The sequence below is a fragment of the Bacteroidota bacterium genome, assembly GCA_018698135.1.
Taxonomy (GTDB): domain Bacteria; phylum Bacteroidota; class Bacteroidia; order CAILMK01; family JAAYUY01; genus JABINZ01.
The window spans coordinates 1-18,534 of the sequence record JABINZ010000166.1 but is presented as its reverse complement, the minus strand read 5'-3'; the positions used below and the strand labels follow the sequence as shown (position 1 = coordinate 18,534).

The following is an 18,534-nucleotide window of genomic DNA, read 5'->3' as shown; positions in this document are numbered from 1 at the left end:
GACCCTCTGTTATTATTGCTGTAAGAATTTGATCATTTTTATTGATAACCTCCGAAATCTTTTCAATAAGCATGGGTTCGTTCCTGAAAATTTCTTCAGCAAAAATTACGGATACCAACGAAGGTGTTGTAGAAAATGACGCAAAATGACGTGTGAACAAATGCTCTATTTTGTCGATGGCTTTGTCATTGTTGTTTAATTCCTTTTTAAATATCTGCTCTGTATTATCCTTAAAAAATTCAAGAATTGAAATTAGTATCTGTATTTTATTATCGAAATGCCTGTAAATAGCAGGTTCGCTAATTCCAATTTTCTTTGAAAGGTTTTTAATGGTCAGGCCCTGAATCCCTTTTTCAGTAATCAATTCCAAGGCTACTTCCACTATTTCCTTTTGTCTATCTGTTTGCATTATTAATAATTTTAGTATTTACGGTCTATTTCTTCAAAATTTCATTTGTAAAGAAAAACAAAGTTAGTTAATATTCACTAACTGCCAAATATTTCTTCAATTATTTTATTTGTTGTAAGAAAGTTGAGCAATTATACCTGCTTATTGGCTTTATGAAGAGAATAATTCCAAGTATAAAACGAAATGGTTATTTTAGTTCTGGATTTCAATAGACTATTTTACAGACTTATTTCATGAAATATCTAATGAAATTTCATTTTACGTATATCCTTTATTATACCACAAACATATTTACTGTAAATCTGTGGCAATTTTTACATCATAGGTACAATTGCGGATTCAATTTTCATTTTAAGCCCATCATCATAGCTTGAACTGCCTGCTTATTCTGCTCATTGCTTGGCCTTGGTGTTTTTACCACCAATATCCTAAAATCTTCATCCCCATCATTATATAAACAATGTGGGATATTTTTCGGACTATCAACTAACATGTCTTTTGTCACATGTTGCTTCTCATCTCCAATCTCGACTATTCCATTTCCTTCAAGAATATAAAAGAACACATCAACCGGGGTAGCGTGTTTTATCAATTGCTCGCCTGGCTTTAACCAAAGATGAACGGCTTGAATATGTTCATTTTCATGTATTTTTCGTGCATCAACGCCATGCGGATTTTGAACTCGTTGAACATCTTTTATCTTTACAACTTGCATTTGAAAATTTTAAAGTGATTTCTATAAATAAATTGCACTGAGTTCATCAACCAGCTTTAAGTATTTATCGAAATACTCATTATTAACGGTTGTTGAATTCGTTTTTTCAAATGTTTCTGCCATCTCATTTTTAAGTTGATCTGGTAACATTTGTTCAGCCATGGGGTACAAAATCTGGTTTTCCTTGTGGATGTGATGTGTTAATAATTCACAATAACTCAATAAACTTCTTTCTATTTGATCAAAAGACGAGAGATCTCCTTGTTTATATTTATCAATTCCTTCAACAGCTAGTTTTACAAAAGCCCTGCCTTCATCATGTTCCAAAAGCATTACTCCAATGGGACCACCTTCTTTTGGCATCCCATGATTTCCCATTTCCATAAATAATACGTCTTCTTCTTTCAGATGATGGTATTTGTCAGCAAAGTTTTTTATGAAATCAATAATTCTCTCGACATGGTCGATATTGATTTTGGCTTTATCCTCTGAACTCTTGAGCATTGTTTGTGCAATCTCAATCATTTTCAAAATGCTTTCGTGTTCTTTCACTAATATGTCAATTGCTTTCATTTTTTTTAGCTTTTAATTGATTCAAGACACCTCAAAAAACCTTTCTTTTTATTGACTCACCCTATCCTCTCTACGAATAGAGAGGAGTTAAAAGGAGTTTTTAGAGGTGCCCTTTATTAAACATTTAATCATTATCAAATCAGACTCTACAGAAAAACGACCTGAATTCTTCGTCATTTATTTTCACAATCCAGACATCAAAATGCTGGTTCTTCATCGCATCTATTAAAGGTGCGGGTAAAAAAGGTGTGACCAACTCATAAACTTCCCCTATTTCAAAATCCCTTGTTTCCCTTAGCACAATATCCATAGGATGTCCACCTTGATTTATAATTTCGGTTGCATCAAATGTTTTCATCACATCATCAGCATTAAACCAATCGGGTTTTTCATTTGAATCAGCATCCAGGTTATCAAAATCACCAATAGCATCTTGCCCTACTTCTTCCCTGAATTTATTGATGATTTCTTCTATTGGCATTTCACCAACTTTGGCAGCTTGTTGCAAAGTAGTTACCCGTGCAATTGTTTTCCGTAATATCGGATTTTGCAGTTTCTTAAATGTTGGGATCAAATCTATCAGAACAGCTTCCAATTGCGGATAGGCTTCTAAAAGATCATATATTTTGGTTTTTGGGGTAATTATTAATGGTTGCATATTTTAGTTTTTAGATTTTGAAAGACTGTGAAAGACTGTGAAAGATTAAAAAGACTTAAAAGATGTTGTCTTTCCATCTTTTTGTCTTTCATCATTTATCATACGACAATAGCCTTTGTTCTCCTTCCAAACTCCTGGCATAGGAGAGGTCTTGAGACACTTCCAATGTTCCAAAATAAGCATCTTTATCATCTTTCAGCGCATAGTATTCAATCAATATAAATTTAGCTCCCATCTGAATCCAAAAGGATGCTTTGTCTTCTTTCCCAGACTTAAAGTCGTTTAAGATTTGATCAACCACATGCATACTGGAAGGTGGATGACACATCCTGACATCTCTATTCAATATTGCACGGCTTCTATGAAATATCCTATGATCACCTTGTGAAAAGAATTTTACTTTATCGTTTTTATCAACAAAAGTCATGTCAACAGGAAGTTTGTTCAATACAGCTATCAATTCCCTGAGCATAAAACTACCGCTAGGCAATTGAATGGAATCTGCGGATATTTCAATTTCCACTTCTTCAATTCCTTCAGGTTTCCACTCGATTTCAGGATCATATAAACAATAGCCAATTTCTAGCGTTTGCAGTTGAATTTCATACCAATCCGAATCTGTCAATAAGTCCATTGCCATGGGAAAAAGAATTTCTTCTTCCTTCATGATCATGTCGTCTATAGCTTTTGATGCTGGAATCAAAATCAAATCAACCACCGTTTGCGCCTCTTCTGTTGTAATCTCACCTTCAGCTGTTAAAGCTTCAGCGGCTGCTTTTAAAAGCTCCCTTGTTTCATCATGCTTGCCCCACATAACTTTTGGAGGTCCTGTTATCCCATTTTTTTCAAGATAGGGGAATAACAAATTTTCCTTCCGCAAATAATGCTTCTCAACATCATATAAATCATTAAAGAAAACTTTAAGTTTTAAGAAATATGCTTTAATCGCTTCCGATGTATTGCAACTGATTAGCATTAAATACTGTTGATTCAGTTCATCAATCCTTTTTCTCAGTTCAATATTTTCATTTTTAAAAATATCAATCGGATGCCCAGCAGGAATTTCCTTTGCCCCAGTTTGATCAATATGACCGTCCAAAACATCCGTATGTATATCACATAATTTAAGGACTTCATCCACTGGCAAACCTTCAGAAATTAATTCCTGTTCAACTTCCACCACCATATCGTAGGGAACTTCCCTCAAAATATCTGTTAATCGGTTCCGAACTAAATCCGGAGCCTCTCCTTCATGAAGCTGCAGGATCATATGTTTCAGCAGTTTCTTTTTTTCTTTGGAGTTATTTATTAATTCGCTCATCTCATCAATCAATTTTTCATCAATACAATTAACCCAAAAGTAAAAATATACAACTTTAACTTTTAGGTTATCAAATCCTATTGCTTCTTGTTTTTAATCATTGTGAGAACCATTTTAAATCGTTCAACAGCTTTTAAACTGTGAGGAATATCAGCAGGCATGATAATGGAATCACCTGAATTCAAGCTATAGGGATTTCCATCAATAATAACTTCTGCCTGTCCATCTATAACCTGAACCAAGGCATCAAATGGAGCTGAATGCGTACTTAAGCCTTCTCCTTTGTCAAAAGAAAACAGGCTTACATTTCCGGTTTCCTTTTTTAATGCGTGTTTACTGACAACTGCAGCATTATTGTATTCCACTTCCTGATCAAAACGAAAAACCTTTGATTTTGCGAATTCTCTTGTTTCTACTTTCAGTTCATTGTTCTTGAAATCTGCTATATTTGGTATTTGACTATTTTCCATTTTTTTATTTTTAATTATTTTTTACTACTTATTTCGATTCAAAAAATTTAGGACTAACACTTAACATCAGCCATCCCCAATTATTCTTTTCATCTTTACTTCCTCCTTTAAGAAACTCCATTGATTCAGTGGCAAGCATTTGAGAATAACCAGCTTTGAATGATACAAAATCATTTAGTTTGTATCCTACACTAAAATCTATTTCATAACCCAATAAGGACTCATATACTTTATTATTTACTTGATCTTGCAATATGGCTGCTGCTGAGAAGATATGAAAATCAATCCCAGGAGTCATTTTCCCTACTTTATAAGCAGCTTTGAAATAAATATCTTGTAAACCAACATTGCCAACATGACTACCCACATAAAAATAATCCATATGACCATTAAACTTATGATTGGTTCCATACAAAGGAGTAAATGAATTATTTACCATTATTGTTGAATCCCTATCAGTACCTGAAAGAAGCTCCATTCCAGCGGTAAGCTTCAATTTATCTTTATCTAACAATCCTAATGTAGCACTAGCAGCTACATAATAGGCAGTTAAATCCTTATCACTACCATCTTTTCCATCCTGATAATAGGCAGCTAAATTTATATCCAGATTTTCCTTTGGTTTAACCGTAAATCTTGCTCCTGTTGTTTGGCTATAAAGTACTGAATATTTCAAACTTGATGGATCTTGATATTGTAATCCATTATTTAGGATTAAAAAGCTCATATCAATATACTTTCCAAGATCTTTTTGTAGCCAAAAGTATTGCATAGCTTTATAGCCAGCCGTTGCGTAAGGATCGGATAGTGTAGCATTTTGATTAAATGCTATACCAAAATCGAATTTCACAATACCTTTTTTGTCGAACTTCAAAACAGCCACATCATGACTCCTGGCTTGATGTGCCCAACCTACATTACCAAAAATCCTGTGATCGTCATATACTAATTCCTGACGTCCGGCTTTCAATGCCCAGCTTTTTGCCAACTTCACCTGAACCCAAGCTTCATGCAAAGCAGAAAAACCATCACTTGCGGCAAGTTGTGGAGTACTGCCCCAATTTCTTACATCCTGAAATGTAATTTTTGACACCATAAAATCATTCTCAAAATTGAAACTAATTCTTGTGCGCTGAGCTGTAAAAATGGTTGCATCGGTATTGGGTGCAGTTAACTTTTTTAGTCCATGATTATACTCAGTTCTTGGTCGAAATTCTCCATCAATTGAAAATTGAGCAAACGTATAAAATTGTATGCTTATTAAAATACTTATAAATAGGACTTTCTTTTTCATAGTTTCATTTATTTGTTTGCAAACTTTTTTTAATCCAGTATACTTTTTTTGTGCGATTGAAAATCAGGCATATATTCTAATTTCATGCTTCCTGAATGAGGCTGCCTCAAAAGGCCCCATAGCCGTCATTCTCGCGAAAGCGGGAATCTCTAGTTGTTGATTATGAGATTCCCTTTTTCAAGGGAATGACGAAAAGAAGTAGATAGTAGGCCTTTTAAGACAGCTCCTATTTTCTAAACCCATTCCTCTTGTAGTATATCCCCCTTAATCCCTACTTTAATCATCTTCAAAGGAATGTTTCTTCCAGCTTGACTAACTGCCTGTTTTGCCATCTGAATCAAACCACCACAGCAAGGCACTTCCATGATCATCACTGTCAATGTATTGATCTTTGCACTGTCAATCATGCCAACTAGTTTTTGCATATATATTTCCTGATTGCTATCCAACTTAGGACAGGCAATAGCCAAGCTTTTTCCTTTCAAATAATCCTGATGGAAATTAGCGATGGAAAAAGCTACACAATCAGCTGCCAACACCACATCGGCATTTTGAAAGTAGGGTGCATTTGGATTGATCAAATGCATTTGCACAGGCCATTGGCGCAATTCAGATTGTAAACTCACTGAATGATCCAGTTGTAATCCCTGCACATCTATTTTTTGATCTCTGAAGTCCATGGATTGAGAACCGGGGCATCCGCCTCCTCCATGCATTGATTGTATACTCATAGGTTCTGTTTTTTGATGTTGTTCATGATTGTGATGGTGTCCACTTCCTCCTGCCTTATAATTATGAACTTCTGATCTTACTTCGGCAAAATCGAAATCAAATTGATCAGCATGCGTACTCAACCATCCTACGGCTTGTTTCATAAAATCGTGCTCACCATGATCTTTTAAATGTTTCAAATGAGCTATGGTTGTATTTTTACCATGCTGAGTTGCAATTATTTCAATGACTTTAATTTCATCATACGGCTCAGCTTCTCTTTTTTCAATCTCAATAGCTCCTTCAGGGCAATCACCTATGCATGCACCTAATCCATCACACATTAAATCTGAAACCAACCTGGCTTTGCCATCAATTATTTGCAGAGCGCCTTCTGGACAACCTGGTATACACAAACCACAACCATTGCACAGATCTTCATCAATTTTTATTATTTCTCGAATCATTATTCTGTCTTTTTATTAATATCACTTAATTTTTTATTGCTAAAAAACTGTTTAAATTTTTCAAGCATTTCTTCCCGAACACTTCCATAAACACAAATGTCAAAAGGACAATCTTCCTTATTATGTCCACAATGGTCTGTTTCCAATTCACCATCAATTAACTCATGTATTTCCAACAGATTAATAGAATCCGCCTCTTTTTTCAAAGTGAATCCACCTCTGGGTCCACGAACAGAATTGAGGTAATTGTACTTGACTAATATCTGCAATACTTTTGGTACATGATGGATTGAAAAACCAAGACGTCCTGCTATTTCATGTGCTTTTAATGGCTTTTCAGAATTTGAAATTAAAGCCAAGCTGTGAATAGCTATCGTTGAAGCTTCAGATATGTTGATTAACTTGCTCAATTCTTTTTAGGAATTTCGGTATTTGATTACGCAAATATAAAATTAAATATTCGGCAAACAAATTTTTTAGCAAATAAAGTGGAAGGGTATTCAAGCATTTAAATTAATAACCCTGACAGGGTTTGGAACCCTGTCAGGGTTATTATAGGATATCTGATCAAAAAAAGTTTACAGTTTTACAGTACCTAATATTTTAAAGATAATCCTTCAAACTTTGAGATTGAAGAAACTCCTTAAATTGAATGGTCATTTTATTGGTTACGTTGTCCAGAATACATTTGCCAAAAGCACAAATTTTATGATCCATGGGACAGTCTGAAATTTGGATTTCACCTTCGATGCCCTCGTATATTTCCAATAAACTTATTTCATTCGCCTTTTTGCGTAATGAAAATCCTCCGTTAGGTCCTCTGAATGAATTCAACAATCCAATTTTCACCAATCGTTGAAATACTTTTGCCACATGATGTTTGGATGAACCGGTTAATTCTGCAATTTTCAGCACATTAACCATTTCATTTTCTGCCTTGGCAATGAGAATCATTCCATGCAAACCAATAGATGCAGCTTCGGATAGGGTAACAACCTTCGACATAATTCAGAGTATTAAGTATTTTAATACTCAAATATAATTCAAATTTGTTGCATGAAATAATGAAAAGAAATGTTATAAAACAAATCCATTTTTATCTATAAAATGTCTAGCGGAACATTTCTCTCACCTTATCAAATATGCCTGCTCCAGAATGATCTGGATCGGGATTAAAATTAACAGAGGACTTCAGGTTTTCCAGTATCCGTTTTTCTTCAGAACTAAGGTTAGAAGGCACCCAAACATTAACATGAATGAGTTGGTCTCCTCTTCCGTAAGAATTTAGCTCAGGAATACCTTTATTTCTTAATCGGAATACTTTTCCTCCTTGTGTACCTGAAGGAATACTAATTTTTGCTTTGCCATCAATGGTTGGAACCTCGACTTGGGTACCTAAGGCTAAATCGGCAAAATTCATATACAGATCATAGATGACATTTGTTCCTTCTCTTTTAAGGAATTGATCTGCTTTTTCTTCAACTGCGACAATCAAATCGCCAGCAATACCACCTCTGGGAGCTGCATTCCCCTTTCCATTAACAGAAAGCTGAACACCATCTGTAACTCCTCCTGGCACTTTAATTTCAATAATTTCTTCACCCATCACACGACCATCGCCCCTACAATCAGTGCATTGATCAGAAATGATGCGTCCTTCTCCATTACAGGAAGTACAGCTACTAGTCGTATACATTTGACCAAGAAAAGTATTGGTAGCACGTTTTACTTGACCAGCTCCTCCACAAGCAGAGCATTGTCGAAAAGCATTTTTACTTTTAGCACCACTGCCTCCACAACTGCTGCATGCAACCGATTTTTTTACTTTAATTTTTTTTGTAACTCCATTGGCAATTTCTTTCAAACTCAGTTGTACTTTTACACGTAAATCACTGCCTTTGTAAGTTTTTCTCCTACTACCTCCTCCACCAAAGAAGGAATCAAAAGGGCTTCCGCCCCCACCAAAAATATCACCAAAATGTTCAAATATGTCATCCATTGACATGCTGCTTCCACCAAAACCTTGTTGACCTTGCATACCGGCATGACCAAACCTATCGTATCGACTTCGTTTGTCCTGATCACTCAATACTTCATAGGCTTCGGCAGCTTCTTTAAACTTTTCTTCGGCCTCTTTGTTATCGGGATTTTTGTCAGGATGAAACTTTATCGCCATTTGACGATAGGCTTTTTTTATTTCATCAGCAGCCGCATTGCGATTGACACCAAGTATTTCGTAATAATCTCTTTTTGCGCTCATAATTATTCTCCTACCACAACTTTAGAATGCCTGATAACCTTTCCATTCAGCGAATAGCCTTTCTGGATTTGGTCAACTACTTTTCCAGCAAGTTTCTTTTTGGGTGCGGGTATTTTTGTTAGGGCCTCATGAATTTCCGGATCGAAATCCTTACCAATGCAATCAATCTCACTTAATCCCTTATCTGTCAATGATTTCTTGAGTTTATTGTAAATTATATTGACACCTTCACAAACGCTGTTTATCTCGCTGGCTTCAGACATAGAATGCATTGCACGATCAAAATCGTCAATAACTGGTAAAATTTCAACAATTATTCTCTCTGATGCATGATCGATTAAATCTATTTTTTCCTTTGCTGTTCTTCTTCTGAAGTTTTCAAAATCGGAATATAGTCTCAAATACTTATCCTGCAATTCATCACGTTCGCGCTTCATTTTATCCAACTCACTTTCTACTATTTGGGGTTCTTCTTGTGCTTCATCAGTAGTTTTATCATTAACTACTTTCTCATCCTTATTCAGCTTTTCAATATCTTCCTGAATTTCCTCTTTTTTCGCACTTACTTTCTTCTTCGCCATGGGACATTAAAATTTGCTCAATTCGCTTTCAATTTTATTGCCAAAACAACTTATTGCCAATATGACAGCGAATTTTATTGCAAAATGTATGTATCCAAAATCTTGCTGAGATTATCTAAGGTATTGAGCTTCTGAATTAGCTTTCCTTCGCCATCAATTAAGAAATAGGAGGGTATTTTTTGTATTTGATAATTCAGTGCATTCGTGCAATTCCAATAGCTAAAACTGCATCCATGATATTTCCAGACCAAAGCATCCAAATTTATGGCAGTAAGCCAAAGGTTTTGATTTTTATCCAGCGAAACACTGAAACAATTAAATCCTACACCATTATTGAATTTTTTCTGATTGTATTTATGATAGGTATTAACCAGTTTTTGATGATTTTGTCTCGAATTCCTATCCCATGAGGCCCAAAACTCGATCAACACCAAACTTCCTTTAAGCGATGAAAGCTTAATTTCATTTCCTTCAGGATCATTTATGGTTATTTCAGGAGCAATATCTCCAATTGTCAAATTGGTCTGAGGAAACAAATGTATAGGCCAAAACAGCATCACACAAAGTACTATTTTGACGAAATTCGACATAAGCTTATTTTACAATCTCTTCTGTAAAGCGTTGAATATTGGCACCAAGTAAGTTTAAGCGTTTATCTATTTGCTCATAACCTCTGTCAATCTGCTCAATATTGTAGATGGTGCTTTCCCCTTCAGCTGAAAGAGCAGCCAACAAAAGTGCTACTCCTGCCCTAATGTCGGGTGAGCGCATTTTGATACCCCGTAAATGCTGTTGTTTGGCAGAACCCATCACAGTAGCTCGATGTGGATCACATAAAATGATTTGTGCACCCATATCGATTAGGTTGTCTACAAAAAACAAACGACTCTCAAACATTTTCTGATGCATCAAGACATTGCCTTTTGCTTGTGTAGCAACAACCAAAGCAATACTGATTAGGTCTGGTGTAAAACCTGGCCATGGGGCATCGTAAATAGTCGGTATATTGCCATCAATCTGTTTCTCAATTTCATACACTCCCTGAGCAGGAATGAGTATATCATCCTGATTACAAACAAAACTGATTCCTAATTTCCGAAACACTTTGGGTATAATTCCCAAGTCTTTTATACCTGCATTTTTAATGATGATTTCTGAGCCAGTAAGTGCAGCTAAACCAATAAAACTTCCAACCTCAATCATGTCGGCCAAACAGGTATGTTCACAGCCTCCCAAAGAATCAACTCCCTCAATTTCAAGTTTGTTTGTTCCAATACCTGAAATTTTTGCGCCCATACAACTCAACATACGACACAATTGTTGAATATAGGGTTCACAAGCGGCATTGTAGATTGTTGTTTTACCTTTGGCCAAAGTTGCAGCCATTAAAATATTGCCTGTTCCTGTAACAGAAGGTTCATCTAAATGAATATATGCTCCTTTAAGTCCCTTTGTTTTTAATTTAAACAGATTTTTTGTTTGATCGAAATCGAAAAAAGCCCCTAAGTCCTTTAAGCCTAATAAGTGCGTATCGAGACTTCTTCGTCCGATTTTATCACCACCAGGTTTCGACAATACCATTTCTTGAAATCGGGCCAACATCGGGCCTATTAATAATACAGATCCTCTGATATTTCTGCTCAAATTAAGGAAATCATCCGACTCAAGTATTTCTAAATTAATATCGGAGGCAGTAAATTCAATATCATTATTTGAAAGCCGATTGACCTGAACACCCAACATCTCTAACAAAGAAATTTGTCTTCGAATATCTATGATGTCAGGAATATTTTTAATTAATACTTTTTCTTGCGTTAATAATACAGCCGCCAATATTTGAAGCGCTTCATTTTTAGCTCCTTGTGGTTGTATTTCTCCTTTGAGTTTTACAGGTCCTTCAATCTTAAAGAAATCCATTTATTTGCTTTATTAGGATCTTGAACGATAGTTTTTATTGGTGTTCTTCTTAGAATAATTGCTTCGTTGCTTGAACTTTTTATTGGTATTGCTACTTTCCTTATTAAAGGCTTTTGGTTCATGCACTTTCATATACTCGGGAATTTTTTCAATCACAATTTTCCCTTCAGAAAGTTCGTTTAGATGTTTTAAAATAACTTCATCTGAAACCTTATCATCATTCCACAATTTATAAGACATGCGCATATAGCTGGCGATGGTTAATTTAAACTGCTCTTTGATTTCACCATCATCCATTTCGTCACAACGCTTAATCATTAATTCTACATTTTTACCGTAGAATCTGTATTTAAAATCCTTTTTCGGATAAAGGATTTTTTCTTTCTTATTTTCCATGGATTTTGCCATATCTTCTTGCGAAAATGGCGAATCTACATCCAACTTATGACCAGACATAATGAATAAATGCCCCCAAAGTTTCTGTGTATACTCAGGCTGATTTTTAAGTTGCGGATTTTGCTGAGCCATAAGGTTTATTATTGTTTCAGCCGCTTTATTCCGTTCGTCACGTTCAGGTATTTCAATCGCAAAATCTACTAATAGTTGCAGATTTCTGCCATATTCTGGCATATTCAGTTTTACTCGATTGGTATTGTATTCCATGATGTTTATTTGAATTGGGTATCTTTCAATGAATTACTTTCATTTTAGCAAATTTCAACAAAATCTGCTTCTGTCCAAAATTATTAAAATTAATAGTTGCTTTTTTATTTCCTGCCAGACCATCAATTTGCATGACTTTGCCTCTGCCAAAGCGACTATGCTCTACTTCCATGCCAGATTTCAATTCAGATGTATCATCGGGACTAAAGTCTGCCGGAGCAATATGGCGCGCTTGTGGTTTCCGCACAGGCTTGTTGCTTTGTAGTCGGGGTTTAGGTTTTATAGCAGGCTTTGGCGAATAAGCCTTTTTTGCACTAGCCTGTATCATATTAAAATCGATGTGTTGTGCATCTATTTCATCTAAAAACCGACTGGATTCGCAAAAGGTAATATTGCCCCATCTGAATCTGGATTGAGCATACGACATATACAATCTTTGCTCAGCTCGTGTTATCGCCACATAAAACAAACGCCTTTCTTCTTCTATTTCCTCCCTCGAATTCATTGACATTTGTGAAGGAAATAAATTTTCCTCCAGCCCTACTATAAAAACAACATGAAACTCCAAGCCTTTTGCAGAATGAACTGTCATAAGGGTTACTTTGTCGCCTTCATCATTCTTTGTATCGGCATCTGTCATCAAAGAAACATCTTGTAAAAATGTTCCCAGATCTTTTTCATCAATATCATCACGCTCGGTGAATTCTTTTATAGCAGAAAGTAAATTTTGCAGGTTCTCATAACGACTTATGCCTTCAATACTTTTGTCTTCAAAGAGTAATTTCTGAATTCCTGTTTCTTTCGCAATATAGGATGTTGCTTCGAATGCATCTGCGTCCTTAATCTTCACCTGAAAACTCTTCAGTAATGTAGCAAAGTCATCAATTGCATTTACAAATCGTTGTGTCAGATTAAAAGATCTGATATTTGTTATAATATCCCAAAGTGAGCACTGGTTGTCATCAGCCAAAACAACAAGTTTTGCGACTGTTGTGTTGCCAATTCCTCGTCCAGGATAATTAATTATTCTTCGCAGACTTTCTTCATCATTCGGATTTAATACAAAACGACAATAAGCAAGTATATCCTTGATTTCCTTTCGCTTGTAAAAAGACAAACTACCTATGAGGCGATAATCAATACTAAACCTCCTAAGTGATTCTTCAAAAGCTCTGGACTGTGCATTGGTTCGGTATAAAACAACAAAATCATTCAGGTTTCGATTAAATTCCTGACGCTCTTTGATAATGACTTGTGTAACCAAATTTGCTTCTTCTGACTCAGAGGATGCCTTAATCAACTGGATTTTAGTTCCTGCCTCATTGGAGGTCCATAATTTCTTTGGCAAGCGGAATTTATTTTTTTCAATGATATTGCCCGAGGCGTCAACGATGGTTTTAGTGGATCGATAATTCTGTTCCAGTTTAAACACTTTCAATTCTGGATAATCTTTCTCAAAGTGTAAGATATTTTTAATATTCGCTCCTCTGAATGAATAAATTGATTGAGAGTCATCGCCAACCACACTCAGGTTGCGAGTTGCAGCGGCTATGCGCTTGACTATCAAATATTGAACTCGATTTGTGTCCTGAAACTCATCAATCAGCACATGTTTGAATTGATGCTGGTATTTATTCAACGCTTCCGGAAAGTTTTCCAACAAAATGTGAGTCTTTAACAACAAATCATCAAAATCCATTGCACCAGACTTAAAACAACGAGATGTGTATTTCAAATAAATTTCTCCGAATTTAGGGCGCCCATTTGCTAAATCTTCAGAAATATATTCTTCATCATTTAAGTATTGTTTGGGAGTGATCAGATTATTTTTCAATCCTGATATACGATTATAAACGAAAGAAGCATTGTAGAGTTTGCTATCGAGTTGCTCTTCTTTTAGAATTGTACGAATCAGGCTTTTTGAATCTTCTGTATCATAAATTGTAAAATTTACAGGATAGCCCAATTTTGCAGCTTCCGAACGAAGTAAGCGTGCAAAAACAGAGTGAAATGTTCCCATCCAAATGTTTTTAGCATCTGTACCGACCATTTCTTCTATCCTTTTCCGCATTTCCTTAGCTGCTTTATTGGTAAAAGTTAAAGCAAGTATATTGAATGCATCAATCCCCTGACTAATCAGATGGACGATACGGGTAGTAAGCACACGGGTTTTACCTGAACCAGCTCCGGCTATAATCAGAGAAGGACCATCTGTGTGTTCTACAGCTTGTCGTTGTTGTTCATTGAATTCGTCTAAGTATCCTTTCAACTCTGAAAATGATTAGTATGTTATAAATTGGGAAAGCGCTAATAATATCCACCAAAAAGACAGGAAATTGCTATCCTTTGAAGTTGTAAACTTACTACCTGATGATGGAAATTACAATTGTAAGTACTTAATTTTATAGCTGTAAAAAGTCCAAGAAATTATTAAACTCAGAACTGCATTTTTTATAGCTTCCATGTAAAAGAAATATAGTCGATAAAACACAAAAACCGCCTATTGGCGGTTTTCATAATTCGTATATAAAAAATAATTTCGTAGCTAATTATCTACGTAATTCTTTCACTTTTGCTTTTTTACCTTTCAGTTCGCGTAAATAGAAAATCTTTGCTCTCCTGACTTTACCTCTTTTCTTGACTTCAATGCTTTCAATCTTTGGTGAATTTATTGGAAATACTCTTTCAATACCAATTCCACCACTGATTTTTCTCACAGTAAATGTAGCAACTTCGGCTTCACCTTTACGTTGTAAAACAATACCTTGAAATGGCTGAACCCTTTCTTTATTCCCTTCAATGATTCTATAATTAACAACTATAGTATCTCCAGCTTTGAACTGAGCAAGATCTGTTCTTAAGCTTTTCTTCTGTATATCCTTAATTAACTGGTTCATTTTTCTCTATTTACTCATGAAAATGGAGTGCAAAGATAACTAATCTATTAATTCACACAAACTTCTGTTCATAATTTTTTATTTCTTCTCAAACTACACGAATCAGGTCTGTTATTTTATCTCTATACTACGATTTAATAGGTCCAAACACAATCGTATTCCAAAGCAATAGATTAATGATTAGGCACATACAGTATTTTAGCAGAACTCACCACCTCATTACCGATTTGAAGTATAAGTACATTGTATCCCAACGATAGTCTGTTTCGATACTTATCCAATAGCAAATGCAATTCAAATGAGCCTTCGGGGTACATTGTTAAATCAACCAGATGGACAAGTATTCCAGCACTGTTGTAAATTTTCAAAAGCTTGGTTTTGTTAAAATCATGTTTGCTTAGATAAATATTGACATTCAGATAAGAAGAAAACGGATTTGGATAATAGAGTTCAATTTGTGAATTTGTCTGCATGTTTGGCTTCTCATCACTTTCCTCAATATCCAACCAAGGTCCGCCTGGGTCGTACTCATAAGTAGCAATGTATGCTGTATATCTACATTTCATTTTATAGGCTAAACTTAACTCAATCAATTCTTGCTTCCAGACTTCACTCTCTCCATAAATCATTATTTTTCTTTCCAAATCATCCATTTTTTGCTTAGCCCAAAGGTTTTTAGCAAAATTGTTGGACTCATTATATCCATTATACGTCAATAAAAATGGGTACTTAACATGACCATAAATCCCTTCAAATGTCATTTTACAGGTAGCTGTATCTGGAATACTATATCGACCAGCTGCATAAAAATAAGTGCCCACAAAAGCAGTAGGAAATGGAACAGGGCCTACATCAATTACATCGGATTTGTTGAAATCCATTTGGGTATTTTTAAATACAGGATGGCTGATGGATAAGAATATGCTGTTCAATCCTTTTTTAATATCATCATCTTCATCGAAATATCTGACAAATCCATAATTCAACGAGCTAGTCATTTCAAGGCGATATCGATCCACATCTTTACCAATGGCCGCTATAAATATGGCTGTTTTAAATAAATTTATATCCTTTATTTTGATTGGATCTAAGGCTGACTTCCCATCTGTAAAAGCAAATATTGTGTTTGAATTAGATGCATTATTAAATTGCCCCAAAGCTTCTTGTAAACCAATATCCAGCCAGTTACCATAGTGACCTTTAACATTGTCAAGATATGTTTTTGCCAATAAAACATTCATGGAATCAGCTACTACCAAACTATCCTTCCATTTGTCGACTGTTGAATTATATAGTATGATATTAAATGAATCATTCCTGCTAAGCATATCGAGAGCATTTTTGACAGCTATTAAACTTTGCTGCAATTTGTAGCCCGACATAGTTGAGGAATTCCCAATCAAAAAAACAATTTTTGAATTCATGTAATTATATCCTTCCATGAAAATTTGATTAACCCAAAAAAGGTTAAAATAGCCCATCGTTGAATCCGTCAAGGAAGAATACATATATTGATCAAAAGATACATTGTCAATGGTAAATTCGAAATCAAAATCCGCAGATAAATAAGCTTTCGGTTTTAAGACTTCCAAGGTCAAATGCTTATCTGAATCATTCCCTAATTCAAACAAGTCGGATGAAAAATTCTTTGCATCATAATGTAAAACAGTTCGATTACTTTTTAAATCAATATTAATTTTCACATAGTCGATAGGAAAAGAAACCAAATCTTTTGTTTCCAATGGATATGTATAGCTACAGTTCCCATTATCGTAGTCTAATAATTCGATATAAGTCAACTCAACAGCCTGGATATCGTGTGGTCGTATTTTTTTCAGATGAACCCGAATTCCATTTTTACCTATGTAATTATTAATTTCAGCAGCAATTCCACCTTCTCCCGTTCCCGGATTAGTAGTTTGCTGAATGACCATTAGTTTTGCATCATAGGCCGTATCGTTATACCAATACCTCATGCGCATGCTGCGCGCTTTTTCAGGTAGAGGAAAATTCCAAACGGCATCAGTTATAGAATCACTTTCATTCAAAAATTTCTGAAAAACAGTGGTAATAGCAACTAATCCATTTATCTCTACATTAATTTCGGTACTTACATTTTTAAGAAGATGGTTCGGGTAACTTTCTTTTGATGATAACATAATACCATCGGCAAAAGTGAAATTAATGCTAACAATCAATAATAAGCTAATTAATAATTTCGTTTTCATGATGCTGTAATTTATTCGTTAACAATAAATGGTGAAACGTAAACCTCTGAACTATAGTCAGCATCATACACTATTATTTTCAATATATACACACCCGCTTTTGACGAAGAGTTAAAATCAGCTTTATTGATGGATACTTGTGAACTGTTAATTTGTGAAGCATATTCGAGTTTGCCTGTCGCATCGTAAATACTTAATTCTCCTTTCGTAAAAAGTTTATCGGGTAATTGAATATTTAATGTTTCCAATACTGGATTTGGTGAAATTTTAAGCGACTCAGTTAAAGCTGTTGAAATACCAATAGCTCCTCCACGGGTTACTTTATAGGTAAACTCACCTTCTCCTCCCAAACCAGCATAATGAATTTCAATAATCCCCTTATGCAATTTATTAAAGCTTGCTGGAGAATTGTATTTTAAGACGAAATTCCCACTTGATTGCATACGGGAAACTTCCAACAGCACATCCCTCATATTGCCATTAATATCGAAAAATTTCCCATTTGTATTTAGAACGATCTGATCAAAAAACTCAGTTTGATAACTTGTGGGGCCAACAGCAAATACCGTGATTCCAGCATTCAATGTTAAATTAACCACATCCATAATGGAAAGGTTTGTATTTTGATTTTGAATATGAAATGGTGCATCAGTTATCCAAATTATAATCCGCTTGGCAGCTGGTCTAAAACTAAATTCAGTTGCCCTTTTTAGTGCATCCAGCGAATTTTCTGGCCCATCTCCACCTCCATGTGCATATTGTTCATTGATATACTTATAAAACGTGTTAACGTTGGAGGTAAAATCATACACATTTTCAATTACATCTAAAAATGTAACCATGCCCAATCGATAATCAATTGAATAAAGCTCCAAACTATCAGCAAATTCATTGATGTGTGATTTTACTTCTTCAATATCATCTGTCATACTTCCGGTCACATCAAGAACAAAAATGATATCGACCTCATCAACACCTCCTGATGTGCTTTTTTCAAGAGAAAAACTATCATTGGAAATGATCAACGAATCTTCTGTCAATCCAAGATTGTATTTAGTTAATTGACTGATAATTTGACCTGTTAGTTCATTCTCAACATGAAATTCAACTTCTATCTGAGGGAAATTACCCAGAATTAAAGAATCGATGCTAACGAATAATCCGGAATCAGAAAAAGGAGTTGCTGGAACAAAAACCTGTCTGATTATTTCATCAACAAGCTGATTATTCTTATCAACAAGTTGAATTTTCAGTGGAATAATCTCATCTTTATAGCTATCCAGACAGCGCACTAATGCATGTTCGACTGTTTGTTTTTTCCCTGCTACATCAAACGACTCTTTTGACTTCCATTGTAAAAACGGACCCTT

Annotated in this window: 19 protein-coding genes; all 19 read right to left on the bottom strand. The window is 35.1% G+C overall.

Annotated elements, in window-relative coordinates:
• A partial coding sequence (locus tag HOG71_11205; protein MBT5991405.1) for a TetR/AcrR family transcriptional regulator occupies positions 1–409 on the bottom strand: 409 nt, incomplete at its 3' end.
• Positions 410–755: 346 nt separating this feature from the next.
• Complete coding sequence (locus HOG71_11200) at positions 756–1,124, bottom strand: cupin domain-containing protein (protein ID MBT5991404.1); 369 nt, start codon at positions 1,122–1,124, stop codon at positions 756–758.
• A gap of 21 nt (positions 1,125–1,145) precedes the next feature.
• On the bottom strand, positions 1,146–1,697 hold the full coding sequence (locus HOG71_11195; GenBank protein ID MBT5991403.1) for a hemerythrin: 552 nt from the start codon (positions 1,695–1,697) through the stop codon (positions 1,146–1,148).
• A 139-nt stretch (positions 1,698–1,836) separates the two neighbouring features.
• Positions 1,837–2,355 carry a DUF1858 domain-containing protein gene (locus HOG71_11190; GenBank protein ID MBT5991402.1) on the bottom strand — a complete coding sequence of 173 codons (519 nt, stop codon included), beginning with the start codon at positions 2,353–2,355 and terminating at the stop codon, positions 1,837–1,839.
• A gap of 91 nt (positions 2,356–2,446) precedes the next feature.
• On the bottom strand, positions 2,447–3,676 hold the full coding sequence (locus HOG71_11185; protein ID MBT5991401.1) for a DUF438 domain-containing protein: 1,230 nt from the start codon (positions 3,674–3,676) through the stop codon (positions 2,447–2,449).
• Between the two features lie 77 nt (positions 3,677–3,753).
• Entirely contained in the window at positions 3,754–4,146 is a 393-nt protein-coding gene (locus tag HOG71_11180; protein MBT5991400.1) for a cupin domain-containing protein, read from the bottom strand.
• A 28-nt stretch (positions 4,147–4,174) separates the two neighbouring features.
• The gene (locus tag HOG71_11175; GenBank protein MBT5991399.1) at positions 4,175–5,440 is read right to left on the bottom strand and encodes a hypothetical protein; all 1,266 of its coding nucleotides are present in this window, start codon (positions 5,438–5,440) and stop codon (positions 4,175–4,177) included.
• A gap of 233 nt (positions 5,441–5,673) precedes the next feature.
• The gene (locus HOG71_11170) at positions 5,674–6,618 is read right to left on the bottom strand and encodes a 4Fe-4S binding protein (protein ID MBT5991398.1); all 945 of its coding nucleotides are present in this window, start codon (positions 6,616–6,618) and stop codon (positions 5,674–5,676) included.
• Entirely contained in the window at positions 6,618–7,028 is a 411-nt protein-coding gene (locus tag HOG71_11165; protein ID MBT5991397.1) for an Rrf2 family transcriptional regulator, read from the bottom strand. The genes HOG71_11170 and HOG71_11165 overlap by 1 nt, the downstream gene beginning before the upstream one ends.
• A gap of 193 nt (positions 7,029–7,221) precedes the next feature.
• A complete protein-coding gene (locus tag HOG71_11160; protein ID MBT5991396.1) occupies positions 7,222–7,623 on the bottom strand; it encodes an Rrf2 family transcriptional regulator in 402 nt (133 codons plus the stop codon).
• Positions 7,624–7,729: 106 nt separating this feature from the next.
• The gene (dnaJ, locus tag HOG71_11155; GenBank protein MBT5991395.1) at positions 7,730–8,878 is read right to left on the bottom strand and encodes a molecular chaperone DnaJ; all 1,149 of its coding nucleotides are present in this window, start codon (positions 8,876–8,878) and stop codon (positions 7,730–7,732) included.
• A gap of 2 nt (positions 8,879–8,880) precedes the next feature.
• The gene (gene grpE, locus HOG71_11150) at positions 8,881–9,459 is read right to left on the bottom strand and encodes a nucleotide exchange factor GrpE (protein MBT5991394.1); all 579 of its coding nucleotides are present in this window, start codon (positions 9,457–9,459) and stop codon (positions 8,881–8,883) included.
• Between the two features lie 74 nt (positions 9,460–9,533).
• On the bottom strand, positions 9,534–10,049 hold the full coding sequence (locus HOG71_11145; protein MBT5991393.1) for a TlpA family protein disulfide reductase: 516 nt from the start codon (positions 10,047–10,049) through the stop codon (positions 9,534–9,536).
• 4 nt (positions 10,050–10,053) lie between these two features.
• Positions 10,054–11,376, bottom strand: a complete 1,323-nt coding sequence (murA, locus tag HOG71_11140) for a UDP-N-acetylglucosamine 1-carboxyvinyltransferase (GenBank protein MBT5991392.1) — start codon at positions 11,374–11,376, stop codon at positions 10,054–10,056.
• Positions 11,377–11,388: 12 nt separating this feature from the next.
• Positions 11,389–12,039, bottom strand: a complete 651-nt coding sequence (locus HOG71_11135; protein ID MBT5991391.1) for a DUF4290 domain-containing protein — start codon at positions 12,037–12,039, stop codon at positions 11,389–11,391.
• A 25-nt stretch (positions 12,040–12,064) separates the two neighbouring features.
• Entirely contained in the window at positions 12,065–14,308 is a 2,244-nt protein-coding gene (locus HOG71_11130) for a UvrD-helicase domain-containing protein (GenBank protein ID MBT5991390.1), read from the bottom strand.
• 280 nt (positions 14,309–14,588) lie between these two features.
• Positions 14,589–14,936 carry a 50S ribosomal protein L19 gene (gene rplS, locus HOG71_11125; protein MBT5991389.1) on the bottom strand — a complete coding sequence of 116 codons (348 nt, stop codon included), beginning with the start codon at positions 14,934–14,936 and terminating at the stop codon, positions 14,589–14,591.
• A gap of 173 nt (positions 14,937–15,109) precedes the next feature.
• On the bottom strand, positions 15,110–17,164 hold the full coding sequence (locus tag HOG71_11120; protein ID MBT5991388.1) for a VWA domain-containing protein: 2,055 nt from the start codon (positions 17,162–17,164) through the stop codon (positions 15,110–15,112).
• Positions 17,165–17,175: 11 nt separating this feature from the next.
• A partial coding sequence (locus HOG71_11115) for a VWA domain-containing protein (GenBank protein ID MBT5991387.1) occupies positions 17,176–18,534 on the bottom strand: 1,359 nt, incomplete at its 5' end.